The sequence below is a fragment of the Planomicrobium sp. CPCC 101110 genome (genome assembly GCF_007859395.1).
Lineage (GTDB): Bacteria > Bacillota > Bacilli > Bacillales_A > Planococcaceae > Planococcus.
On the sequence record NZ_VOHD01000003.1, the window covers coordinates 159,401 to 182,371 of the forward strand.

The following is a 22,971-nucleotide window of genomic DNA, read 5'->3' on the forward strand; positions in this document are numbered from 1 at the left end:
CTTTCTTAAATGAAAGAGGCTTTTTATATGCCGGAGAAAGGTAGATGACCATGACAACCACGATACAATCATATAAAGCATTAACTGATGAAAGCGCCATTGAATTGGCGAAAAGCCTGGAGTTCTTCCCGCAAGGCGCCAAATTGGAAAGCCGGGAAATCGGGGATGGCAATTTGAATTATGTGTTTAGAATCACGGATAGCGAAAGCGGCAAAGGCTTGATCATCAAACAGGCATTGCCGTACGCCAAAGTTGTCGGCGAAAGCTGGCCTTTGACATTGAAACGGGCGACGATTGAAGCAAATGCGCTTCGGAAGCACGGTGAATTTGTACCGGAACTTGTTCCGTCTGTATATGCTACAAATGAAGAGCTGGCCATTACCGTGATGGAGGATTTGTCTCATTTGACTATCGCTCGTGAAGGTTTGATCAACGGGGAGGCTTATCCGAATCTATCAAAGCATATTGGTGAGTACTTGGCGAAAACCTTATTCCATACATCGGATTTCGCGTTGCATCCATTCGAGAAAAAACGCTTGGCAGCAGAATTTTCAAACCCGGAGCTCTGCAAGATCACGGAGGACCTTATCTTTACAGATCCGTTCTTCAATCACGAAACAAACGATTTCGAGCCGGAACTTCAAGAGGCGGTTGAGGCCATTTGGAAAAACGGTCCGCTGAAGCTCGAAGCGGCCAAGTTGAAGAAAAGCTTTTTAACGGAAGCTGAAGCGCTATTGCACGGAGACCTTCATACAGGAAGCATTTTTGCGAGTGAGGCGGAAACGAAAGTCATCGATCCGGAATTCGCATTTTACGGGCCGGCCGGTTTTGATATTGGTTTGTTTTTGGGCAACCTTATCGTTCAAGCCATCACACGGGAAGGCGAAAAACAGGAAGCGGTCATTCGCCACATCGATAATACATGGAAAGTGTTTTCTTCTACTTATTTGCTCTTATGGGAAGAGCAAGGAGTTGGAGCCTTCAAAGACACTGAAGGATATAAGGAATTTATCCTGGAGAAAATTTTTCAGGATACAATCGGCTTTGCCGGCTGTGAATTGATCCGTCGGACCATCGGATTGGCGCATGTTAAAGATCTGGACGGCATTGAAGATCCGGAGCGCCGAATCCGTTTGAAGAAGCAAGTGCTGCAGACTGGTGAAGCATTAATAGTAAAGCGCAAAGAACTGCCATCAATTGGTGCAGTGATTGCGTTAGTTGAGGAGCAAAAACGATGAGCATTCCGTTATCGATCAAGTGGACAGATCAGCAGCTTGTAATTTTGGACCAGCAAAAATTGCCTCATCTTATTGAGTACATCACGTTGGAAACAATCGAAGATGTGTATGATGCAATTTTAAAATTGAAAGTGCGCGGCGCGCCGGCAATCGGCATTACTGCCGCTTATGGCTTAGCTATTGCAGCACAGCGCCATGAACCGGAAAGCTTGGAAGCTTTTCACCACTATGTAAGAAAAGATGCCACTTATCTGGCAGAGTCGCGGCCTACAGCGGTCAATCTGGTCTGGGCATTGGAGCGCTTGCTCGGTACTGTACAACAGGCGAAAACGGTTGAGGAAGCGAAAGCGATCCTGATCGATGAAGCGGTGAAAATCCATCAAGAAGATGAAGAATCTTGCCGAAACATCGGGGAATATGCGTTGTCGCTGCTTGAAGGGCAATCAAAAGTCATGACAATCTGCAACGCGGGTTCAATTGCTACAGCAAAATACGGTACGGCGCTGGCGCCTTTCCACCTAGGAAGCGAACGCGGCAAAACCTTCGAAGTGTATGCCTGCGAAACCCGCCCGGTATTTCAAGGCTCCCGCCTGACAGTGTGGGAACTCCAGCAATCAGGTGTTGATGTCACGCTCATCACCGACAGCATGGCGGCCCATACGATCGGCGCTAAAAGTGTGGAAGCGATCATCGTCGGTGCTGACCGCATTGCGGCAAATGGCGATACCGCCAACAAAATCGGGACACTCAATCTGGCATTATTGGCTGCGGCCTATCAAATTCCATTTTATGTGGCAGCTCCGGTGTCAACCTTCGATCTATCGATTGAAAACGGCAAAAACATCACTATTGAAGAGCGCCATCCGGACGAAATCACACACATTGGCGGAGAACCGATTGCTCCGATTGGCACGAAAGTTTTCAATCCGGCCTTTGATGTTACTCCTGGCCATTTAATCACAGCCATCATCACGGAAAAAGGGATCATTCATCCAGAATACGACAAAAATATCCCTAGCTTGCTAGGGGCGTACACAGGAAAAGGGGAAACGAAATGAAAAAACAATCGCTTTGGTTATTATCAGCACTCCTATTGATCGGTATTTTGCTAGCAGGCTGCCAGCCAAAAGGGAACGCCGTCGAAGAAGCTGCTCCTGAAAACAAGACGGCGGCTTCAGACCATCCGCTTTCAGGAAAGAAAATAGCGTTGATCATGCAGATCAACCTTGGGACGTTTTCAGCCCAATATATTGACGGTGTGAAAGAGCAAGTAGAAAAGTTCGGCGGCAGCGTCACTGTATTCACTTCAGACGGTGACTTGGCAAAAATGGCATCAAACCTTGACGCAGCAGTTAACCAAGGCGTAGATGGCATCTTGATTGACCATGGAACAAAAGAAGCATTGAACCAAGGTGTTGAAAAAGCGATTGAAAAAGGAATTCCTGTTGTTGCGTTTGACACTGGAGTAGAGGTGGATGGAGTCGTAAACCTTCAGCAAGGCGACCAGGCTATGGCTGAAATGACTTTGGAAAAGTTGGCTGAAGATGCAAATGGCGAAGCGAACATCGTGAAAATTTGGGTCGCAGGTTTTGCTCCGATGGAAAGACGCCAAGTAGCTTATGAAGAATTTGTGTCAAACAATCCAGGCATCAAGGAAGTCGCGACTTTTGGTGCGGCTACCCAAAATACAGCGCTTGATACGCAATCACAGATGGAAGCAATTTTGAAGCAATATCCAAACGAAGGCGATATTACTGCAGTATGGGCTTCTTGGGATGAGTTCGCGAAAGGGGCTGTCCGCGCCATAGAACAGGCGGGACGTACAGATATTAAAGTATACGGCATTGACATGAGCGATGAAGATTTGCAGATGATGCAAAAAGAAAACAGCCCGTGGATTGCTTCGGCAGCTGTTGATCCGATTGATATCGGGCGCATCCAAGTACGTTATTTGTACCAAAAGATCAACGGAGAAAATCCGGAAGAAAATATTGTGTTGGAACCAGTTTTTGTTGATAAAGAAAGCCTCCCGGAAGAAACGATAACAACAGCTGAGCTTAGCGAGTATGTTGAAGGCTGGGGAGCAAGCGACCAAGGGTACACTGATGCCCTTCGGGAATTGGAAGGCCAATAATTTCTTGCGAAAGAGCTGTCCATTATGGGGACAGCTCTTTTCTCAGAAAGGAGCAAGTCCATGGAAAACTACTTATTATCGATGAACAGCATCCAAAAGACATTTGGAAAAGTAAAGGCGCTTGAAAAGACGAATTTCCATTTGCAAAAAGGAGAAGTCCATGCCTTGCTCGGTGTTAACGGAGCTGGAAAGAGCACGCTTATGAAAATCCTATCGGGCGTCTACGAGCAGGACAGCGGAGAATTGCTGCTAGAAGGGAAAAGCATTCATATGCCATCCCCAAAAGCGGCAAAAGAACAAGGGATTTATTGCGTTTACCAAGAAGTGGACACCGCCATTGTGGCAGAACTGTCTGTCGCGGAAAATATTTTGCTCGATACGTTCGTTTCCGGAAAAAACTTATTTGTCTCCAAATCAAAGCTATACGCAAAAGCAAAGGCGGTATTGGAAGAATTGCATGCAGAAGATATTCCGGTTCAGCAAAAAGCCGCTCAGCTGACATTGGCTGAAAAGCAGCTGGTGTTGATTGCCCGGGCGCTGGTCCATTCGGCGAAAATCATCATCTTTGATGAGCCGACCGCCCCGTTGTCGATCCATGAAGCGGAAAAGCTTTTTTCGGTCATCCGTAAGTTGAAGTCTGAAGGAGTGAGCTGTGTTTTCATTTCCCACAGATTGCCGGAAGTGTTCGAAATTAGCGACCGGATAACAGTGATGCGGGAAGGGACAGTGGTGGAGACCTTTGAAACGTCCCGGGCTGACCAGGATCAGATTGTAGGGGCGATGCTAGGCGCTTCGCTCAGCAACGAACTGATCAACCGGACACATCCGGTTGGCGCGCCGCTGCTGCAGGTAAATGGGTTATCCGATAGCGAAAAACTGAAAGATATTGCATTTGAAGTTGCAGAAGGGGAAATTGTGGGCGTAGTCGGACTGGTCGGAGCCGGCAAAACCGAACTGGCCAAAGCTTTGTTCGGGGGGATGCATTTGACAAAAGGCAGCGTACAGCTGGCAGGAAAAAGCCTGAAGCTGAAACATCCCGAAGACGCCATTAAGGCAGGAATGGCACTTGTTCCAGAGGAGCGAAGAAAAGAAGGGCTGTTCGTCCACGAGTCGCTTCAAACGAATGCATCATTTCCGAACTTGCGCAAATTCTCCCGTGGATTGTTTATGAACAAAGCGGCCGAAAAAGGATTTGCTTCAGATATCATCAGCCGTCTGCGCATCAAAACGGACAGCACGGAAACACCGCTTGTCCATTTGAGTGGAGGAAATCAGCAGAAAGTGGCCATCGGCAAATGGATCTCTCTTGATTCGGCCTTGTACTTGTTCGACGAACCGACAAAAGGCGTCGATATTGGCGCAAAAGTCGACATTTTCAAACTGGTGCGCCAGCTTGCTGCGAGCGGCAAAGGCTGCATCTATTTTTCCAGTGAAATTCATGAAGCTATTGGAATATCAGACCGGATTTTAGTTATGTATAACGGGCAGATCGTGAAAGAGTTTTCGCGAGAAGAAGCGACCCAAGAAAGGATTTTGTTGTATGCAAGCGGTGGAAAAGAAGAGCTCAGCGAAAGAAAACGCGATACAGTTTTTATTTAAATATGGAGCGATTGCCTTATTGGTTTTCATTGTTTTATATTTCAGCACAATCAGCGAAGCATTTTTGACATATGGCAATTTCACGGATATTTTGCGGTCGATTTCCATTGTGACCCTGTTGGCGCTGGGAGTAACATTCACATTGGTTGTAAACGGTTTTGACTTATCAGTCGGATCGACCATGTCGCTGTCAACCGTTGTTACAGCATCTCTTATGGTCTGGTACGAAATGCCGCTATGGCTCGTTTTGGTGCTGCCATTGCTTGTCGGAGTGGCTATCGGCGCGTTGAACAGCTTTTTGATTGTTGTCATCGGGATTCCCGATTTGCTGGCAACGCTAGGGATGATGTATATTGTGGCGGGTCTTCACCGGACTTATACTGAAGGCTATTCGATCTACAATAATATGCCGTTAACATCGGGTGGAACAGCGCCTGGACAACTTTCCGAAGCATTCTTATGGATTGGCCAAGGGAAAATGCTCGGTCTGCCAGTGCCTGTTTGGATTATGCTTGTCATGGTATTGGCAACTTACGTGGTCCTCAATCATACGCGTTGGGGGCGCATTTTGCAGATGACCGGGGGCAACGCGGAAGCGGCAACGCTTTCCGGGGTCAACGTCAAAAAGGTGAAATTCGCAGCGTACGTAATATCAGGCATTTTTGCTTCGATGGCGGGAATTCTATTTACAGCACGTGTCGGCTCAGGACAAATTGATGCCGGCGCCCCGTTGATGATGGAAGCCGTAGCTGCCGTATTCGTCGGTTATTCGGTGCTTGGTGCAGGAAAACCGAATGCGCTTGGAACATTTTTTGGCGCGGCAGTTATCGGTATTTTGCTGAATGGCTTGACGATCTTGAATTTGCCGTATTACGCGTTTGATATTATCAAAGGCGGCGTGCTGGTCATTGCGCTCGCAGTTACGTATGTATACGCAAAACATAAATTTGCGAGAACTTGAATTTGAAAAAGGCTGCCGATTTCTCGGCAGCCTTTTTATGTGCTTAAGTGCCAGCTGGGACATAGCTCGATAAGATAACACCGGTAGTTGTTGCTTTGCTTGTGCCTAAAGAAAATTTCTTTTCTGTCTGTCCCACTTTGAATAGCCGCTTGCCTTCACCAAGCACCAGAGGAAAGACCATCACGTGCAATTCATCGATCAAATCGTGTTCCAGAAGCATTTGAACGAGCCTGGCACTTCCGTATACGAGCATTGTATGGTCGTTTTGTTTCAGCTTTTGCACTTCTTCCGCCAGGTTTCCTTTAAGGAATGTGGCATTCCATTCGGACGTTTCAAAGGTTTCGGAGGCAACGAATTTCGGTAGGCTGTTCATCCGTTCCGCAAACCCTTCTTCGTCTTGCATCTTTGGCCAAGCTTCAGCGAATTCTTCATAAGTGGTTCGCCCGAGCAGCAAGGAATCGCTTTCAAAAAGCAGTGTATGTTGAAGGTTGGCTATTTCATCGTTCCAATATGGTGCTGTCCATGACGGCGCCTCGATTACCCCATCCATTGTCATGTACATTGATACAATAATTTTCCCCATGCCTTTCCCTCCTTTTTCGCCAGTTCATAACTAATTCTGCACGGCAGCAAAATAATCCTATCTGTCGGTATGAATTAATTTAAAGTGGAAAAGAAATTGATCCAGCCAGAAGAACGGCAAGTTGACAACTGAAAGGAATGTTTTATTTGCTTGTGGCATTTCGGTTGGCTGACAAATCTATACAATGGGCAACATACAGATTTAGGAAAAATTATCTAATCTTGCAGTTATTAAGTTGTATAAAGTAAACTGAAGGTATTAGAAATCAGGGAGGAAAACAATGTGGAATGCAATAGTTGTTCGGTTGCCAGTTTGAAATTTGAAATCCGGTTTGAAGGGGAGGCAAACCTTTCATCTGTCGAACAGATTATGGATCATTTGAAGCGCAGGGAAATAACATTCAGCATGAAAGAGCCGGTTCTGCAAACAGATGAAAGAGGCGCCAAGGAATTTCTGGATTTTTGCAATCATTTTCTTGAAACGGACAAAGTGGCATTCCGTATCCATAAAGAAAAATGGCAGCCTGTTTCTGAGCTGCAAAATGTTTTTGATATGGAATGGATTGATGATGTAATTTCAAACGAACGGTTGATTTGCCATTACCAGCCAATAGTGACTGACACTGAAGAGATTTTTGCTTATGAACTTCTTTCCAGATTCAATAACGAAGACGGTTCAACAATTTATCCGAATGAAATTTTTCCAGCTGCCAAAAGCAGAGGCCGGCTATATGCACTTGACCGAATCTGCAGAATGACAGCGGTCAGATACGCAGTGCCGTTAAAAAACAAAAAAGCGTTCATCAATTTTATTCCGACATCTATTTATTCGCCGGAATTCTGTTTGCGGTCTACAACAAATTTGGCAAACCAGCTTGGCGTGGATGCAAAACAGTTGGTTTTTGAAGTGGTGGAAACGGAAAAAGTGGATGATGTGGACCATTTGAAAAAAATCCTGTCTTTTTATAAAGAAAAAGGATTCCAGTACGCCTTGGATGACGTGGGAGAAGGGCATAGCACAATTGAACTGCTGGCAGATTTGCGGCCTCACTATATGAAGCTGGACATGCAATTCGTCCAAGGGGTTGCACATGATGCACGCAAACAAGAAGTGGCTATTAAATTTTTGGAAAAGGCATCAGAAGTTGGTTCAGTTCCATTAGCTGAAGGAGTGGAAGAGAGAGCCGATTTTGACTGGCTAAAACAACAAGGTTATAAATTATTCCAAGGATACTTGTTCGGCAAGCCGGCTGCGGCTCCACTAAAAGAAATGGAATATCAGGCATAAAAAGCGGGAAATCGGTTGAAAAGCCGGTTTCCCGCTTTTTCATAACGAAAATTGACTAAGGCAAGTCGAGGGCATATGCTTTGAGATATATACATACATTTTTGAAAATTTAGGAGGAGTGGCAGTGGATAAAATCAGGTGGGGCATTTTAGGGACGGCAAACATTGCACGAGCGGAATTGGCTCCCGCAATCATGCGCGCAAGCAATGCCGAAGTCGGTGCAATAGCGAGCAGGAGCAGCAAGGTTTTTGAAGTGGCGAATGAACTGAGCATTGAAAGTGCGTATGAATCGTATGACGAGTTGTTGGAAGATGATGAAATTGACGCCGTCTATATTCCGCTGCCAAACCATTTGCATAAAGAATGGGTTATCAAGGCGGCCCGGAAAGGCAAGCATGTTTTATGCGAAAAGCCTGCTTCTTTAACGACAGAAGAAGCCAGGGAGATGGTGCAAGTCTGCAAAGACAGCAATGTAAAGTTCATGGAAGCTTTTATGTACCAATTCCATCCGCAGCATCACCGTGTAAGGAGTATTATTGCATCAGGTGAAATTGGGGAAGTCATGCTGTTCAAGTCGAGCCATTCGTTCTATTTCGCGGAGCGGGCGAATGATATTCGAATGATGAAAGAGGGCGGCGGCAGCATTTATGATGTAGGGTGTTATTCTATCCATGCCATGAGGAGCATCCTGCGGACTGAACCGGTTGAAGTCCAGGCATACGCGGAACTGGATCCAGATGCTCAGGTGGATGTGTCGGCCTACAGTTTCTTGAAATTGGAAAATGGGGCGAAAGCGGTCCTTGATTGCAGCTTTGATATGGTCGATCGCAATGAATATGAGATAGTGGGAACAAAAGGCTCCATCAAAGTGCCTTTTGCATTCCGTCCAGACCATAATGGCGGACTGGGCCATGTGATTGTGCAGACAGGAACCTTCAAAAGAGAAGAAAAAATTTACGGGGACATTTACCGGATGGAAGTGGAGCATTTTTCCAGAGCGGTATTGGAAGACTTGGAACCTGCTTATTCCGGCGCCTCTACCATTCAAAATATGCGCGTAATCGATGCTTGCTACGAATCAATCCGTACAGGGGAACGAGTAAAGATAAAGCGTTAGCAATGCATCCATGCAACATTAAAACCAACAGGAAGACCAAAGAAAGACCAAAGGAAGAGGAGGAGTGGCTATGTTATCTTTTGATCCACAGGAACAGACAGAACGGGAAAATTACAAATTGCTGATTGGCGGTGTCATTCCAAGGCCAATCGCCTTTGTGACGAGCAGATCGGCAGAAGGCGCGCTAAATGCAGCACCGTTCAGTTATTTCAATGTTGTATCTTCAGATCCGCCGATGATTTCCGTTTCTGTACAAAGCAGGGCGGGCGCTCCGAAAGACACGGCTAAAAACGCTGTCGAAACAGGAGAGTTTGTCGTCCATATCGTCGACGAAACCAATGTGGAGCAAGTGAACAGGACGGCAGCCTCCTTGCCGCCAGGTGCAAACGAACTGGAATTGACAGAGTTTACGCTGACCGAAAGTGAAGTTATATCGGTTCCGGCAGTGAATGAGGCAAAAATACGCTTCGAATGCCGCTTGGAGCAAGTGGTAGAGCTCGGCGGCACACGCCTCCTCATTGGCAAAGTGGTCCGTTTTCATGTGGACGAATCCATATACGAAAACGGACGGATTCATCATGAGTTATTGAAGCCGGTAAGCCGTTTAGCCGGTACAAACTACGCCAAGCTTGGAGAAGTTTTTTCGATGGAACGGCCGAAATAACAAAAAGAACCGCTTGGGATTTGGAATCTCAAGCGGTTCTTTTATTTCTTCAAAAGTAAATACATAAAATAAGGCGCTCCGATCAAAGCTGCCATTAGGCCGGCGGCAGTCCGGCTGGCTCCAGCAGGTTCCTGCCAACGGTATCAGGACTAATATCAAAAGGGCATCCTCGTCGTGGAAGATGCCCTTTTGGCATTCATGAAACGGTTGCTGCTGCGTTTTTTGCCAACTTTTTTCTGCCGTGCAGAAAATAATATAAAGCGGAAGTGGCCAAAGCGAAAAGGCTGAGCAGGACATACATTGAACGAAAGCCGGTTACAGGGATGATGAATCCAAGTATGTAAGGGCCAAAGCCGATTCCGGCATCCAAAAAGATGAAGAAGGTCGATGTGGCAAGTCCCATCCGGTGCGGCGCCGTCAATTTAACAGCTATGGCCTGTGTACAGGATTGCATATTTCCGAACCCAAGACCAATGAGGCCGGCAGACAAGAGCAGTGCTGCGGAAGTGGTTGCTGTGCTTAACAGCAAGAGTCCGGCTGCCAAGAGCAAGAAAGCGGGATACATGACAAAGTTCGCACCTTTTGTATCCAATAGGCGGCCGGTAATCGGACGGGATACCAGTACGGCTATTGCATAAACAAGAAAGAAAAAGCTTGCGGCTTTAACCAGTTCAATTTCACTGGCATAAAAATTGATGAACGACAGGATGCTTGAATAGCAAAAAGCGATTGCCAAGGTAATGATAGCTATCGGCACCGCTTTCGGCTCTATAAACTGCGACAGTTTGATGCCTTTTGTTTCTTCGCTGGATTCCGGCCGAACTACTGATGGGGCTTTTACAAAAAAGGCGACGATAAGACTAAAAAGCCCAAGAATCAGGCACAGGGTGAAAATCATTTGAAAATTGCCGTTTTGGCTCATGTAAATGCCGATAAAAGGGCCGATCGCTGTAGACAATGTAGTGCTCATACTAAAATAGCCGATTCCTTCTCCTTTTCGTGAATCCGGTATGACTTGAGCTATGATCGTCCCGCAAGCGGTGACGGCAATTCCCAATGTAAATCCATTCAGGAAGCGGGTGATCAGGAGAAACAGCAGGCTAAACTCCACAAAGTATAAAAGTGTTGTTACTGTAAAAAGAACGAGTCCGGCAATCAATGTTTTTTTTGTGCCGATTCGATCAATTTCCCGGCCGACAATTATTCTTCCGATCAGAGTCCCGATAATGGAAATCCCTGCTGCTAGCCCGGCTTGGCTGGTAGATGCACCATATACACCGACAGCGTAAAGTCCAATGGTTACTATCAACAAGTTGAAGATCAAGGTGAGGAAAAAGTTGACTCCGGAAACAACGACAAAGTCTTTTGTCCATAATTTTGTATAGTTTTTATCCACCTTATGCTGTTCTCCTTTTTATAGTGTTTTTATTTCGTATTACTAATAATTTTAACGTATCTTGCGCAAAAGAACAGCTTTTGAGAAAAAGCTCATGTGACGGCAAATAAAAGTTTATTGTGAGAAAAGAACGGGAAAAGACAAAAATAATATGTTACTTTGTGCTTATTTTGTATAATATAATAAGCAAATATAAAAAATTAGAGGGCAAACATGATGCTGCAAACGAGAAGTGCCGATTTTATGCCTATGTGCATTGAAAAAGAAAAATTATATAACGACCATCTCCTGGAAGAAAACATGCAAAGAAGCAAGCTCTTCGCCAAAATAGTCATCTTTTTTGAAGTTATATTGATTTGCATGAATATATTCTCAAGCTATGCGGCCAGCCAAGGTATAACGATTGACTTTTATTTGTTCATGTATATTTTTTTATTGGGTATAAGCATTTGCATGGTATGGTATATAACCAGGTTTGAGAGAAAAGAAACGGCGACAGCGGGCCAAAAACAAAAATTCCAGAAAGGGTTAACGGGATTTGTCATGTTCTTTTTGTTGTGGGGAGCTGCGGTGGCATTGGCTGACCAAAAGGACTATGGCAATGTTATGGCTTTTGCCGTTAATTTTATGTGCGTATCCATTTTGTTCCATGCTTCAAGCAAGAAGATTCTTCAGCTTTATGCGTTGCCTGTTGCAGTAATGATTATTGGATTGCCGTTTTTCCAAACTTCGCAATATATCTTAATGGGGCATTACATCAACCTTTCTGTTTTTTTATTTTTTTGCTGGTTGGCTTCGCGAATGCTTTATCGAAGCCATCAGGCAAATTTCTATAACAAATTGCTTTTGACTGCAATGAATGAAGACCTGGCACAAACAATTGAAAAAAACGCTCAAATCAATCAGGAGCTGGAAGCGGCGAATGCAAGGCTCAAAAAAATGACGCTCATGGACGAATTGACGAAAATCCCGAACCGGAGAGGGCTGCAGCAATACATCGAGAACGCATTGCAGACGTCCAATGGAAGCCGCACTCTTTCTTTCATTATGCTGGATATCGATGCTTTCAAATTATTCAATGACAACTATGGACATTTTGAGGGGGATAAGGTGCTTCAATTGGTCGCCCAGCAGATAAATAGCTGCATGGATTCTGCTGATTGCCATGTCTCCCGCTTTGGCGGGGAAGAATTTATCGTAGCTGTTTTCGACCGGAATCCGCAAGACGTGTTCGAGCTTGCCGAATGCGTCCAAACTTCTTTGGAGGAAATCAGCATTCCGCATAAGTTTTCGCCCATTGCAGACCGTATAACAGTCAGCATCGGAATAGCTACAGGTGAAGTGGAAAACGAAGCCCAGATTGAAGCGGTAAAAGAACAAGCGGATTTTGCGCTTTATGAAGCAAAGTCGCAAGGAAAAAATCGAATTAACGTCAGCAAGGAAAATCTTATGGCAGAGACCAGCCAATAAAGAAACATAGAAGATTTCCTAGGATTGAAAGCCCTATTCTTATGTAGCAGCAAAAAATGTATGTTGATGATCAGTTGAAACAAGCGCAAGAGCTCTTTGAAAAAGAAGGGCTTTTTGTTTTGGCATGTGCCGGTAAAAAAGACAGGCCGTCGTGTAAAGCGGCAAAAAGTTCCCATAGAAAGTGGATTGGTTCACGAAGAATTTTAAACAGTTCATGAAGAAAATATTGAGCATCCAATTCATAACCATTTTTAATCTTTAGGAATAACTTCCATTTTTATTTTGATTAAACTATACTTTAAAAAATGTTTCGAAAGGAAGAGGAGCCGAAATGGAAACAAAAATGGAAGATTTCAGTTGGATTGGCAGCAGGCGGCATTTTGTAGATCAGCCGGATGTGCAGCAAGTGGGCAATGTAATCGTCGGTCGTTTCGGCGGAAACTCCTTTGCTGGGCAATACAAAAACGAAGATGCATGCATGGTCTGGACAAACAAAAAGGAAGATTGGGAATTTGTAGCGGTGCTCGACGCCCATAACACAGCTGAAAGTGCGGAACTTGTGGTAAAAGAGTTTGAGGAAAATAAAGAAAAGTTCACAAACCAGCTGGCGGCACCTGTGAATGCCGCTTTTTTTCGCAATTTGGAAGAAAAGGTTTTGAACGTTTTTCAAAACGAAGCATTTCGTGCGGCTTGCCGGCAAATCCAAGGAGAAACTGCCTGCATGGTTGTCGCGAGAAAAGGCAAGTATGTCTGGTGGCTGTCGATTGGCGACTGTGTTTTGTATTTGTTTCATCGGGAGCTTGCAGAGATGGGGCAATTTCAGCTGAACCAACGGCATTTCTATGAATGGGTGGGGAAAGTGAATACCTTTGACCGGCTTGCTCCATGCTACAGCAGCGGCACAAAAGAACTACGGGAAGGCAATAACCGGTTGTTTGTGACGACGGATGGTTTGCTTGAATGTCCCGGAGAACCTTATTCCGATCCAAGAAATTTACTGGCGGAATTTGCTGACGTTCCGCTTTATGAAGGCGTTTGGAACTTGTTAAAGACGATTCAAGGAAAAGGCGTCAAGGACAGCACGGCCATAGTGTCTTGGAACGTTGACGTGGCGGAATCGGCAGCCTATGCCAGCAATCAGCAAGGGGAGGGGAAAGAGCGCAATGCAAAAGAGCGAAGTTGACTATTCAGCCGGTTTTCAGCATGAGCTTGAAGGGGTTCTATCTTTAGCAACGTCGAAAGCGGATGAAGAATACGCTAAATACATGAAGTCAGCTAACCGAAAGCTTTATGTGTGTGAAGTGAACCATACAATCGCCGGCTGCATTGGCATCAGATTCCTAGCAGTAAACAGCTGTAAAATTAAACACATTGCTGTAGCCCCTGAAAATAGAAGCCGAAGAATTGCCAGTGAGATGGTCGATTTTGTCTATAGGAAGTACGGGTTTTCTTCGATCCATGCCGAAACTGATCGAGATGCAATGGGTTTTTATCGAAAGAATGGCTTTGCGGCGACAAACCTGGGTGAAAAGTATCCAGGGCGCGAGCGGTTTTTATGCCGCAAAGAATTCTTCGGAGCCAAATAAAAAATTCCAGCATCAATCATCGATGCTGGAATTTTATTTGTTTATCATATCGCTTGTCGTTAAGTGCCGGGTGCAATTATACAGCGTGCAGTCCCACCGGCTTTCCAAATTTTCTAAGATGGTGATGGAAGTGTTGTTCATATGGGTTTCTTTGAAGCGTTCAGGAAGCAAGCTTTTCAGCGTAATGCCGATCAATCCGCCGTGGCTTACCAGTAGCACCCGGTTGCCTTTATAGTTTGAGAGGATATCTTCTAAAAACTCGACCGACCGTTTGGCCGCATCTTCAGCGCTTTCCATTCCAAGATCAAGCGACCGCCAATTCTCGCCCCATTTTTGGACGCGTTCCTCTTCAGTCGTGCCTTCGATTTGACCGCCGTTGATTTCACGGATCCGTGGGTCTGCAAAGCTGACCGGCAGCTTGAGTCGGTCAGCTATGATTTGAGCCGTCTCCTTCGCGCGCAAAAGGTCGCTTGAGACAACCATATCCCATTTTTCAGATGCCAGCCTTTCCGCCAATGCAGCGGCTTGTTGCCTGCCTGTTTCGTTCAATGGGATATCGGAACTGCCTTGGGCGATGCCAAGCAAATTCCATTCGGTGATGCCGTGTCGCACTAATCCTATCGTAGTCATAGCTTCATCTCCTTTATCTTCTACCATTGTAAATAATTGTGGGCAAAATAGGAACGTCTTTTGGAAGGGATTTTTCTTCTCTTTATGGAATTTATTAGTAAAGGAATGGAGGAGGAAGAAAAGGTGGCGAATATAAAAGAAATCGGCAGCCATTTGCCTGTTTTAGAAACGGAGCGTCTAATGCTCCGGAAACTGACGTTAGCGGATGCCGAAGACATGTTTGAATATGCCTCCGAACCGATAGTGTCCCGTTATGTGCCTTGGGAAGCACATAAATCAGCGGAGGATACGAAAGGGGTTATATCATCAATAATAGCGGCTTACGAACAAAAGAAAAAATTGACTTGGGGAATTGAATTGAAGGGGAAGAACAAACTGGTCGGCACCATCGATTTTATCAACTGGATGCCGAAACGGCATAAAGCGGAACTTGCCTATACCTTGTCACACAACTATTGGGGGAAAGGAATTACAGTAGAAGTGGCTGGAGCAGTGCTGGCTTTCGGTTTTGGGGAAATGGGGCTGAACAAAGTGGAGGCGCCAATTATGCTGGATAATCTTCAATCCCAGCGGGTGGTTGAAAAGCTTGGCATGAAGCGCGAAGGAATTGCGCGGCAGCATATGATCATCAAGGGGCAATTTGTCGATTTAGCGATGTATTCTATACTGAAAAGCGAATATGCCGAAGACAAATAAAAGAACGTCAGCGCGTATTTCAGCGCTGATGTTCTTTTATATGCGTGGTTGATTTGTTGCCCAAAAACCCAATGTCTTCTGTTTCAGACAACCGGTAATGCCCTTTGCCGTTTTCCTTCACTTGATACATGGCTACATCAGCTTTTTTCAGCAATGCCGCTGGTGTCGTGCCATTTAGCGGATACAGTGCAATGCCGATACTGGGGGAATTGAAAATTTCTTCTCCCTCTACCATATAAGGTTGCGACAAGGATTTGATGATTTTTTCCGCGATAAAAGCGGCGTCTTGGGGACTGGAAATATCACGTATCAAAAATGTGAATTCATCTCCTCCCAAACGTGCCACTAAATCATTTTTGCGGATGCATTCCTTCAATCTATGGGAGATCATAATCAATAATTGGTCCCCGGCATCATGCCCCATCGTATCGTTCACTTTTTTGAAATTATCGAGATCCAAGAACATGACTGCAAAAAAGTGGTTGTGCAACTGGGCATTCAAGACTGCCTGATTCAGCGTCGCTTCAAACAGGGCCCTATTGGCCAACCCTGTCAGCGAATCATGATAGGCAAGAAATTGGATTTTCGCATCAGTGTCGCGGAATTTCGGCAACGCCGCCGAAGCTGATTCTGTACTTGGCCCCCGAAAGGTTGAGGAAGAGCCATCAAACTTTCTGCCGGCTTCCAGCTCCTCTTTTTTATCGAGAACTTGATCGAGAAGTTTTTGGTTTTCCCTTAATACAAAAATTTGCCTTATAATAACCAATAATATAGAAAAGGCGGAACCGATTGTAACGACATCAACCCCGTTTGACCGTGAAACCATGAAAACAAACAATATCGTAACGTTAATGTATGGAAAAGCGATACGGAAAACACCTAACAATTGGTTTGGATTTCGTTGAATCTGCGGTTTTTGGTTTTGCGCCTTAGCCTCCTTGTCAACAAGGCCAGTAAAACCGATCAGCAAAACCGCTAATGTAAACAATGGATCGATAAAGCTTCCGGAAAAATAGCTGTCACTAGAAATCAAATACAAATAAGAAGAATCTGCAAAAATTTGGGTCAACAGGCCAGAAAATAAAACGACTATTGTTTTGCTGTAGAAAGTTTGGCTCATGAAGAAGAGTGTGACTGTGCCAAACAGCAAAACCAAATCCCCTACAGGATAGGCCAAAGATACAACTAACGAAAAAGAGGAAACTTGGCTTGACGCAATGATTGGCTGAAGGAGGAAATGCCAACTGAACGTGGAAGCCACTGTCATAATGATCAAGATATCAAAAATGAAAGTTATGAGATGATGCTGTTTTTTTTCTTTGATTACTTTATACACGAAAGCGGCAAGATAGAAGACAACTTGCAGCAGGTAAAACAAATCAGGGAGCCCGGGAAATGGAACTTCCATTTTTAACAGATTTTCATAAGTCAGCCATAAGAACTCGGCAAGAAAATTACTGTAAGCGCCAGCTGCTAAAAACAGCCAAAAAGGCTTGTCACTTTGCAGGCTTTTATGTGCGGAAAGGAGAAGCCAAGTTGTTGCAATCATGCCGCCTCCAACTGAGAGGATATTCCCGCCCAGCGTTAAAAGACCCTCGTTGGATTTCCAATTCAGCAACCATCCATAGTAGAGGAAAGTATAAAAAAATATGAAAACAAGCCAAAAAGTAATTTTTCTTTGTATATTCATGTTCACAGCACCTTACGCCAAAGGCTGACTATTTTTAGTTCTTTATGCTTAATTCACCAAAAATTAGAATCGGATTTAAGGGTATAATTATCTATAATTATCATACTAAACTTTAGATTTAAATGGTAGAGTTTTCAAAAAAATTTTGAATAATTTTCCTATTTCAGGAAATTGAATCGTTGATCTCGATTGGAAAAAAAGGTGCCAAAAGCTTTCTTGCTGTCTCAACAAAGCATAAAAAGACCGGAATCCACAGTAACAGATCATTAAAATGAAGGCAAGGAGGGATAGCTATGGGATGGGCGGAATCATTGCAGCAAGCCATTTCTTCGGTGTTCCTTTTTTAGCGGACATATCCTTCTGCTGCAATAAAGAAAGATGGAAGAATATTCGAATGCGTTGCTGCGGGGATAAGTAATGAAGCAATTGTAATGGGAGGATCCAGATCGAGTGCCGCCGAAAGCTTTCCATAGATTTGATTCCGAAAAGAGAAACAGACAGAAAGGATGATCATTATGGCGATAGAACCTATGGGCTTAACAATCCGGCCTTATGAAGAAAAGGATTTTTTTGAAATCAATTTGCTGAATCAAGCGGAAGCCTGGGCTAATCTAGTTGAAAAGCAGGAAGACACAAAGCAAGCCTGGGCAAATTCCCCAGTCGCTTTCGTGGCGGAATGGGACGGCAAAATCGCCGGATGCCTCCGGGGATTGACCGATGGTTCGATCACCTTATATATTTGCGAACTGCTGATCCACCAAGAGTGCAGAGGACAAGGCATCGGGAAGGCATTGCTGGATCATGCCCACCAACTTTACCCCAAAACACGGATGGAGCTGCTTGCCGGCAGCACATCCCATACTTATTACGAATCGCAGAGCTTCCGGCCGTTCTACGGGTTCCGCAAGACACTTTTGGAATAAAGGCTTATTTTCAGAAGGGCGGTTTTCAATGGCTTAGGAGGGTAAGAATAGGGAACTATATTTACACCGAAGAAAAGTGAAGGGCAAAGGAGGGCGCGGCGATGAAAGGTGAACATGTTTACTTGAGGGCATTCAGATTGCAAGATGCAGAAGCGAAATTGAAGCTGGAAAAAGACAATAGCAAGTTTTTTGAAAAATTTTCGATGACCCGCTATCCGGATTTTTATACATTGGTGATCCAAAGGGAAATCATTGAAATAGGCAATGCTCAACGAGAAGAGGGACGGGAAGAAAGTTTCGGAATCTTCAAAATCGAAGATGACACATTGATTGGGACAATCACGCTTTTTCAAATTTTTCGGGGGCCGCTTCAAAGCGCGTTTCTTGGGTATGCGCTCGATAAAAGCCACAATAACAAAGGGTATACCACTGAAGCGGTAAGGCTCATTGTCGACTACGCTTTCGAGAAACTGAAGCTGCATCGCATTGAAGCTGGGGTCATGCCGCATAATATCCCTTCAATTCGTGTGCTGGAAAAGGCAGGATTCCACAAAGAAGGAATTGCTAAGAGCAACGTGAAAATCAACGGCAAATGGGAAGACCATCAAGTGCTTGCAATCATCAATCCAAAAAATGAATCCGATTCTTTCTGAAGGGAGGGGCATTTATCTGGCCAGTCGAAGATGACCGAAATGACTGTCTTTCGTGCCAACATTTTGGCACCAGTTCATCTTCAAATTGATCGATAGAAGAAAGCTCCGCTTCCATTGCAAGCCCTTCCCGCGATTCGTCTCTGTTGACTCTTCAACTTACTAATGGTAAGTTCGTTTTATTAACTTACCTTTAGTAAGCCCATAAGAGGAGGAAATTTCATGACAATCAAAACAGAATCGCCCCTTTATAAAGTGATGACCGAAAGAAAATCGGTCCGAGCATATGATCCGGATTTCAAAATTTCAAAAGAAGAAATCACGGAAATGTTGAAGCTTGCTACTACAGCGCCTTCATCAAGCAATTTGCAGGCTTGGAACTTTATTGTCATCCAAGACCAGGAAGTGAAAAAAGAATTGCGCGCAATTGCCAACAATCAGGCACAAGTGGAAACATCTTCAGCGATTATCGCTGTTCTTGGAAATATTGACGCTTATAAAAACGTCGAGAAAATCTACACGCAAAACGTAGAAGAAGGATATATGGACGAATCGGTCAAAGAACGGTCGGTCGCCAATACGTATAAAGTTTATCCGAATGCCCCTGTTGAAGCTCGGATGAACATCGCTTCATATGATGCCGGACTTGCATCGATGCAGTTGATGCTCGTTGCAAAAGAGCGCGGCTACGACACCATTCCGATGGGCGGTTTCGACAAAGCGAAATTCGCTGAACGGTTCGACCTTCCGGAACACCTTTTCCCGATTGTCTTGATTGCAATCGGTAAAGCGGCAGCTCCAGCGTTTGGTACATCACGCCTCCCAATCGAAGAAGTCACACGCTTTATTTAATATATAGAAGACCCGGCATTATTGTGCCGGGTCTTTTTTATTGGGTTAAAGCAGGAAGGCGCTGGGCCGATGGCGAAAAAATAATGACTAGCCGATTAGGCGGGCAGAACAGCGGGAAAGAGGAATGGCGATGACGATTCAAACAGCGCGGCTTGTAATGCGGCCATATCAGGATGAAGATTTCGGTTTTCTCTGTTCTCTTTTTTCAGATCCGGAAGTGGTCCGTTTTATCGGCAACGGACAGACGCGCAATAAGGACGGAGCGATGGAGTTTTTGTATTGGATTTACAGGTCCTATAAAACCCACCCCAAACTTGGGCTGCGTGTTTTGGTCCGAAAAAATGACGGGAAATTGATTGGCCATGCCGGTCTGGTTCCTCAGACGGTAAATGGATTCGAAGAATTGGAAATCGGTTATTGGATTGCCCGGGATCACTGGGGACAAGGCTACGCCACAGAAGCTGCAGCGGCATTGAAAGAATACGGCAGACGGCAGCTTGGCAAAAAGCGGTTTGTTTCCCTGATTCAGCCGGCTAACGAAGCATCGAGAAAAGTGGCGGAGCGGATCGGTATGGAACTTGAAAAAGAAATTATGCTGGCAGGCAGAAAAGTCTGCGTTTATTCGAATATGAGGAGGAAGTGAAATGGGATTTCACGAGTAAAAAGGATTGGCCAGCATGAGCTGGCCAATCCTTTTGATTATCCCGTGAAAACCTGGTCGTAAGGGAAGCGGTAGTTTTCTTTTTTCGGCTTCAGCAAAATAAGGAAAAGTGTCAATGGTCCAATGCGCCCGATAAACATGACAATGCATAGCAGTACTTCGCCGATGCTGCTCAAGTCTGCTGTAATCCCCATAGACAGGCCGACTGTTCCAAAAGCGGAAACGACTTCAAAGGCCAATGGGAGGAATGGGATCGTTTCAAAAACCATCAGCAAGAACATGAATACCAGAATCAGCAGCAAACTGATTGTAGTAACAGCCAATGAGCGAATAACCGCTTCAATGCGGATGGAGCGCCCGAAAATTTCCGGTTCTCTGCGGGCTTGCAAAAAAGCCATAGAAGCAAGGATGACTACGATAAATGTGCTGAGTTTGATGCCGGAAGCTGTGGAGGCGCTGCCTGCTCCTATGAACATCAAAGCCATGGTGATCAATAAGGTCGGGTCTTCCATCGCTCCGTAGTCCAATACGTTGAACCCTGCAGTCCTTGGAGTTACCCCGGTGAAATAAGAAGCGACAAGTTTCTCCTGCAAATTCAAGTTTCCGATTGTTTCCGGATTGCTGTATTCAAGGATGAATACAGTAAACATCGCCAATATGTTAATCAGGAGAGTCCCTGAAACCATCAGTTTGGTATGGAGCGACCAAGAGTGAAACGATTTCTTTAGGTAAATATCCATAATGACCGTAAAGCCTATTCCCCCAATGATAAAAAGTGTGGACAGTAAGATCGTGACAAACGGATCTCCTGCAAAACTCATAAGATTGTCTGGAAATAAAGAAAAGCCGGCGTTATTGAAAGCGGAAATTACATGGAACACGCTTAAGTTCAAAGCCTGCTTCAACCCGTAGTCTGGAAACCAATATAACGTAAGGATAATAACGCCAAGCGTTTCTATTATAAAGGCGAAACCAAGGATTATTTTAACGAGCCGGATAATGCCGCCTAATGAGTTTTGAGAAAAACTTTCTTGCAGGTACATCCGGTTTTGAAGGCCGATTTTCTTTCGGAACAGCAAAAGCAAGGCGGTCGCAAAAGTCATCAATCCGATGCCGCCGCATTGTATAAGCGCCAGCAACACAATTTCTCCGAAAGCGGTAAGTGTCGTTCCTGGATCGAACACGCTCAAGCCGGTTACCGTAGTAGCGGAAGTAGCCGTAAACAAGGCGTTCACCCAAGTGATTGGTTCTGTAGTAGCGATAGGCAGCTTCAATAAAAGCGTACCGACAAGAATGAGAAACAAAAAGCTTCCGGCAATCAGAAGCGGGGCAGATACGGATTCCCGCTTTTTTTTCATGGACTTCATAAAGACACTTCCTAATCTTGATTGATAAAAACGGTGGGTACAAAGCGGTGCATGGGTGGAAGTCCTATAAAAGTCCTGTTTTTGCATCAAAAAAAGACCTATTCAAATAGAATGGTCTTAGGCGATGCCTTTGGCCCTTCTCCCGAAATACAAAATAACGCTTACGAGGTTAGCTGCCGGATTAGGGATTGAGAGTATCCCTTCTTACAAAGTAAGATTCACCCCGAGATAGAAAAAGTCCTATCTATTGTGGTTCCCCCGCTCAAGAAAGATTCAGCGATTAAAAGGTAATCTTGGTGATTTGTTTTTCAATAAGATAAAATCTACTCCCGTTTACAGGTATTGTCAATACATTTTAGTACTGGCATGAATTCGGATTTTCCGTGCTTGAAAACAGAAGATTGCCACTCTATTTCCGGTTCTGCTATAGTGGGAGTGAGGGCAGTATCTGAAGAGAACTGCACCAGTAAGGCTATTGGCATTTCAAATGAATAGTTCTGCCTTGATCTTAACGCGACAGGGACGGAGGAAACCTTTTCTCTAACATTCCGCCCTTTTGTCTCATTTATGAACAAAAGGGTTTTTTCAATTGGTTTTCTCCTCAGAAGGAGGAGTAGAAGATGAAGAACACCGCATCATTTCTAAAGATGAAAGCGGAAGGTGAAAAAATCGCCATGCTGACAGCTTATGATTATCCGTCGGCGAAGCTTGCTGAAGAAGCGGGAATGGATATTATTTTAGTGGGCGATTCGCTGGGCATGGTGGTCCTGGGTTATGACTCCACTGTAAAAGTGACAGTCGATGATATGATCCATCACGGAAAAGCCGCACGCCGCGGGGCGCCGGACACTTTCATAGTCGTGGATATGCCGTTTGGCTCCTTCCATGGCAGCCTGGAAAAATCGCATGAGAACGCGGTTCGGATTTTCCAGGAAACCGGAGCGGAAGCTTTGAAACTGGAAGGTGCAGATGAAGTCGTCGAAGTGACCCGCATGCTTACCCGTACAGGCATTCCGGTCGTCTCGCATCTCGGCTTGCTTCCGCAAAGCGCGGGGGTTCTCGGCGGCTATAAGGTCCAGGGGAAAACAGCGAATGCCGCTAAGAAATTGATTGAAGACGCGAAAGCCTGTGAAGCTGCCGGAGCGTTCATGCTGGTGCTCGAATGCATCCCGTATCAATTGGCGCGCGAAGTGACGGCCGCTGTATCCATACCGGTCATCGGAATTGGGGCGGGCGGTGAGACGGATGGACAAGTGCTGGTTTATCACGACACGCTGAAGTACGGCTCGCACCATTTGCCGAAATTTGTCCGTTCCTACGCAGAAACAGGAACAATCATGAGAGCAGGGCTCAGCGACTACGTCGCTGAAGTGAAGTCGGGCGCATTCCCGAGGGAAGAACACCGCTTCACGATGAAAGAAGACGAATTGCAGCAATTGTACGGCGGAAAATCGTAACGGTGCAATA

General features: G+C 45.1%; 22 protein-coding genes, 1 pseudogene and 1 riboswitch. Of the genes and pseudogenes, 17 read left to right on the top strand and 6 right to left on the bottom strand.

The features are described from left to right. Positions 1–50 precede the first annotated feature (50 nt). From mtnK to FQV30_RS01010, 5 genes are read left to right on the top strand one after another with little or no spacing between them, the layout of a single operon-like run. Positions 51–1,238: an S-methyl-5-thioribose kinase gene (mtnK, locus tag FQV30_RS00990; RefSeq protein WP_146499527.1), complete on the top strand. Its 1,188-nt coding sequence runs from the start codon at positions 51–53 to the stop codon at positions 1,236–1,238. After that, on the top strand, positions 1,235–2,296 hold the full coding sequence (gene mtnA, locus FQV30_RS00995) for an S-methyl-5-thioribose-1-phosphate isomerase (protein WP_146498286.1): 1,062 nt from the start codon (positions 1,235–1,237) through the stop codon (positions 2,294–2,296). The genes mtnK and mtnA overlap by 4 nt, the downstream gene beginning before the upstream one ends. Next, a complete protein-coding gene (locus FQV30_RS01000; RefSeq protein ID WP_146498287.1) occupies positions 2,293–3,372 on the top strand; it encodes a sugar ABC transporter substrate-binding protein in 1,080 nt (359 codons plus the stop codon). The genes mtnA and FQV30_RS01000 overlap by 4 nt, the downstream gene beginning before the upstream one ends. Positions 3,373–3,432: 60 nt before the next feature. After that, positions 3,433–4,971 carry a sugar ABC transporter ATP-binding protein gene (locus FQV30_RS01005; protein WP_146498288.1) on the top strand — a complete coding sequence of 513 codons (1,539 nt, stop codon included), beginning with the start codon at positions 3,433–3,435 and terminating at the stop codon, positions 4,969–4,971. Then, positions 4,913–5,932, top strand: a complete 1,020-nt coding sequence (locus tag FQV30_RS01010; protein ID WP_146498289.1) for an ABC transporter permease — start codon at positions 4,913–4,915, stop codon at positions 5,930–5,932. Before FQV30_RS01005 ends, FQV30_RS01010 begins: the two co-directional genes overlap by 59 nt. Positions 5,933–5,975: 43 nt before the next feature. Here the strand turns inward: FQV30_RS01010 and FQV30_RS01015 are convergent, their stop codons facing one another. Further along, the gene (locus FQV30_RS01015; protein ID WP_146498290.1) at positions 5,976–6,515 is read right to left on the bottom strand and encodes a dihydrofolate reductase family protein; all 540 of its coding nucleotides are present in this window, start codon (positions 6,513–6,515) and stop codon (positions 5,976–5,978) included. Between the two features lie 282 nt (positions 6,516–6,797). Here FQV30_RS01015 and FQV30_RS01020 point away from each other — a divergent pair, with 282 nt between their 5' ends. From FQV30_RS01020 to FQV30_RS01030, 3 genes are all read left to right on the top strand, one after another. Further along, positions 6,798–7,802 (top strand): EAL domain-containing protein, encoded by a 1,005-nt coding sequence (locus FQV30_RS01020; RefSeq protein WP_146498291.1) that lies wholly within the window; start codon positions 6,798–6,800, stop codon positions 7,800–7,802. A 124-nt stretch (positions 7,803–7,926) separates the two neighbouring features. After that, positions 7,927–8,919 (top strand): Gfo/Idh/MocA family protein, encoded by a 993-nt coding sequence (locus tag FQV30_RS01025; protein WP_146498292.1) that lies wholly within the window; start codon positions 7,927–7,929, stop codon positions 8,917–8,919. A 70-nt stretch (positions 8,920–8,989) separates the two neighbouring features. Beyond that, the gene (locus tag FQV30_RS01030) at positions 8,990–9,583 is read left to right on the top strand and encodes a flavin reductase family protein (RefSeq protein ID WP_146498293.1); all 594 of its coding nucleotides are present in this window, start codon (positions 8,990–8,992) and stop codon (positions 9,581–9,583) included. 41 nt (positions 9,584–9,624) lie between these two features. On the opposite strand, the pseudogene FQV30_RS18305 reads toward FQV30_RS01030, so the two are convergent. Next, a pseudogene (locus tag FQV30_RS18305) lies at positions 9,625–9,728 on the bottom strand (iron chelate uptake ABC transporter family permease subunit); the annotation flags it as partial. A gap of 51 nt (positions 9,729–9,779) precedes the next feature. After that, entirely contained in the window at positions 9,780–10,979 is a 1,200-nt protein-coding gene (locus FQV30_RS01040) for an MFS transporter (protein WP_146498294.1), read from the bottom strand. 213 nt (positions 10,980–11,192) lie between these two features. On the opposite strand from FQV30_RS01040, the gene FQV30_RS01045 reads away from it, so the two are divergent. The 3 genes from FQV30_RS01045 (at position 11,193) to FQV30_RS01055 (ending at position 14,035) form a co-directional block, all read left to right on the top strand. Continuing rightward, positions 11,193–12,449 carry a GGDEF domain-containing protein gene (locus FQV30_RS01045; protein WP_146498295.1) on the top strand — a complete coding sequence of 419 codons (1,257 nt, stop codon included), beginning with the start codon at positions 11,193–11,195 and terminating at the stop codon, positions 12,447–12,449. A 331-nt stretch (positions 12,450–12,780) separates the two neighbouring features. Further along, positions 12,781–13,632, top strand: coding sequence for a protein phosphatase 2C domain-containing protein (locus FQV30_RS01050; protein WP_255473273.1), 852 nt, complete (start codon positions 12,781–12,783; stop codon positions 13,630–13,632). Continuing rightward, positions 13,613–14,035, top strand: coding sequence for a GNAT family N-acetyltransferase (locus tag FQV30_RS01055; RefSeq protein ID WP_146498296.1), 423 nt, complete (start codon positions 13,613–13,615; stop codon positions 14,033–14,035). Before FQV30_RS01050 ends, FQV30_RS01055 begins: the two co-directional genes overlap by 20 nt. A 33-nt stretch (positions 14,036–14,068) precedes the next feature. Here FQV30_RS01055 and FQV30_RS01060 read toward each other — a convergent pair whose 3' ends face one another. Beyond that, entirely contained in the window at positions 14,069–14,665 is a 597-nt protein-coding gene (locus tag FQV30_RS01060) for a histidine phosphatase family protein (protein WP_146498297.1), read from the bottom strand. Between the two features lie 123 nt (positions 14,666–14,788). Here FQV30_RS01060 and FQV30_RS01065 point away from each other — a divergent pair, with 123 nt between their 5' ends. Then, positions 14,789–15,361: a GNAT family N-acetyltransferase gene (locus FQV30_RS01065; RefSeq protein ID WP_255473274.1), complete on the top strand. Its 573-nt coding sequence runs from the start codon at positions 14,789–14,791 to the stop codon at positions 15,359–15,361. A gap of 19 nt (positions 15,362–15,380) precedes the next feature. Here the strand turns inward: FQV30_RS01065 and FQV30_RS01070 are convergent, their stop codons facing one another. Beyond that, entirely contained in the window at positions 15,381–16,910 is a 1,530-nt protein-coding gene (locus FQV30_RS01070; protein WP_186725484.1) for a diguanylate cyclase domain-containing protein, read from the bottom strand. A gap of 656 nt (positions 16,911–17,566) precedes the next feature. Here FQV30_RS01070 and FQV30_RS01075 point away from each other — a divergent pair. The 4 genes from FQV30_RS01075 to FQV30_RS01090 all read left to right on the top strand — a co-directional run bounded on the left by FQV30_RS01075 (position 17,567) and on the right by FQV30_RS01090 (position 20,119). Beyond that, positions 17,567–17,974, top strand: coding sequence for a GNAT family N-acetyltransferase (locus FQV30_RS01075; protein ID WP_255473275.1), 408 nt, complete (start codon positions 17,567–17,569; stop codon positions 17,972–17,974). Positions 17,975–18,075: 101 nt separating this feature from the next. Continuing rightward, on the top strand, positions 18,076–18,627 hold the full coding sequence (locus tag FQV30_RS01080; RefSeq protein WP_146498299.1) for a GNAT family N-acetyltransferase: 552 nt from the start codon (positions 18,076–18,078) through the stop codon (positions 18,625–18,627). Positions 18,628–18,846: 219 nt separating this feature from the next. Then, entirely contained in the window at positions 18,847–19,476 is a 630-nt protein-coding gene (locus tag FQV30_RS01085; protein WP_146498300.1) for a nitroreductase family protein, read from the top strand. Positions 19,477–19,606: 130 nt separating this feature from the next. Then, the gene (locus FQV30_RS01090; protein ID WP_146498301.1) at positions 19,607–20,119 is read left to right on the top strand and encodes a GNAT family N-acetyltransferase; all 513 of its coding nucleotides are present in this window, start codon (positions 19,607–19,609) and stop codon (positions 20,117–20,119) included. Positions 20,120–20,175: 56 nt separating this feature from the next. On the opposite strand, the gene FQV30_RS01095 is transcribed toward FQV30_RS01090, so the two are convergent. Beyond that, on the bottom strand, positions 20,176–21,504 hold the full coding sequence (locus tag FQV30_RS01095) for a TrkH family potassium uptake protein (protein WP_146498302.1): 1,329 nt from the start codon (positions 21,502–21,504) through the stop codon (positions 20,176–20,178). Between the two features lie 143 nt (positions 21,505–21,647). Then, positions 21,648–21,793, bottom strand: a riboswitch (cyclic di-AMP (ydaO/yuaA leader). A 331-nt stretch (positions 21,794–22,124) separates the two neighbouring features. On the opposite strand from FQV30_RS01095, the gene panB reads away from it, so the two are divergent. Continuing rightward, entirely contained in the window at positions 22,125–22,961 is an 837-nt protein-coding gene (gene panB / locus FQV30_RS01100; RefSeq protein ID WP_146498303.1) for a 3-methyl-2-oxobutanoate hydroxymethyltransferase, read from the top strand. The last annotated feature ends 10 nt before the right edge of the window (positions 22,962–22,971 follow it).

Coding starts and splice junctions, on each gene's coding strand:
- mtnK (WP_146499527.1), top strand. CDS start 51: ATGACAACCACGATACAATCATATAAAGCATTAACTGATGAAAGCGCC.
- mtnA (WP_146498286.1), top strand. CDS start 1,235: ATGAGCATTCCGTTATCGATCAAGTGGACAGATCAGCAGCTTGTAATT.
- FQV30_RS01000 (WP_146498287.1), top strand. CDS start 2,293: ATGAAAAAACAATCGCTTTGGTTATTATCAGCACTCCTATTGATCGGT.
- FQV30_RS01005 (WP_146498288.1), top strand. CDS start 3,433: ATGGAAAACTACTTATTATCGATGAACAGCATCCAAAAGACATTTGGA.
- FQV30_RS01010 (WP_146498289.1), top strand. CDS start 4,913: ATGCAAGCGGTGGAAAAGAAGAGCTCAGCGAAAGAAAACGCGATACAG.
- FQV30_RS01015 (WP_146498290.1), bottom strand. CDS start 6,515: ATGGGGAAAATTATTGTATCAATGTACATGACAATGGATGGGGTAATC.
- FQV30_RS01030 (WP_146498293.1), top strand. CDS start 8,990: ATGTTATCTTTTGATCCACAGGAACAGACAGAACGGGAAAATTACAAA.
- FQV30_RS01045 (WP_146498295.1), top strand. CDS start 11,193: ATGATGCTGCAAACGAGAAGTGCCGATTTTATGCCTATGTGCATTGAA.
- FQV30_RS01050 (WP_255473273.1), top strand. CDS start 12,781: ATGGAAACAAAAATGGAAGATTTCAGTTGGATTGGCAGCAGGCGGCAT.
- FQV30_RS01055 (WP_146498296.1), top strand. CDS start 13,613: ATGCAAAAGAGCGAAGTTGACTATTCAGCCGGTTTTCAGCATGAGCTT.
- FQV30_RS01060 (WP_146498297.1), bottom strand. CDS start 14,665: ATGACTACGATAGGATTAGTGCGACACGGCATCACCGAATGGAATTTG.
- FQV30_RS01070 (WP_186725484.1), bottom strand. CDS start 16,910: ATGATTGCAACAACTTGGCTTCTCCTTTCCGCACATAAAAGCCTGCAA.
- FQV30_RS01075 (WP_255473275.1), top strand. CDS start 17,567: ATGGCGATAGAACCTATGGGCTTAACAATCCGGCCTTATGAAGAAAAG.
- FQV30_RS01080 (WP_146498299.1), top strand. CDS start 18,076: ATGAAAGGTGAACATGTTTACTTGAGGGCATTCAGATTGCAAGATGCA.
- FQV30_RS01085 (WP_146498300.1), top strand. CDS start 18,847: ATGACAATCAAAACAGAATCGCCCCTTTATAAAGTGATGACCGAAAGA.
- FQV30_RS01090 (WP_146498301.1), top strand. CDS start 19,607: ATGACGATTCAAACAGCGCGGCTTGTAATGCGGCCATATCAGGATGAA.
- FQV30_RS01095 (WP_146498302.1), bottom strand. CDS start 21,504: ATGAAGTCCATGAAAAAAAAGCGGGAATCCGTATCTGCCCCGCTTCTG.
- panB (WP_146498303.1), top strand. CDS start 22,125: ATGAAGAACACCGCATCATTTCTAAAGATGAAAGCGGAAGGTGAAAAA.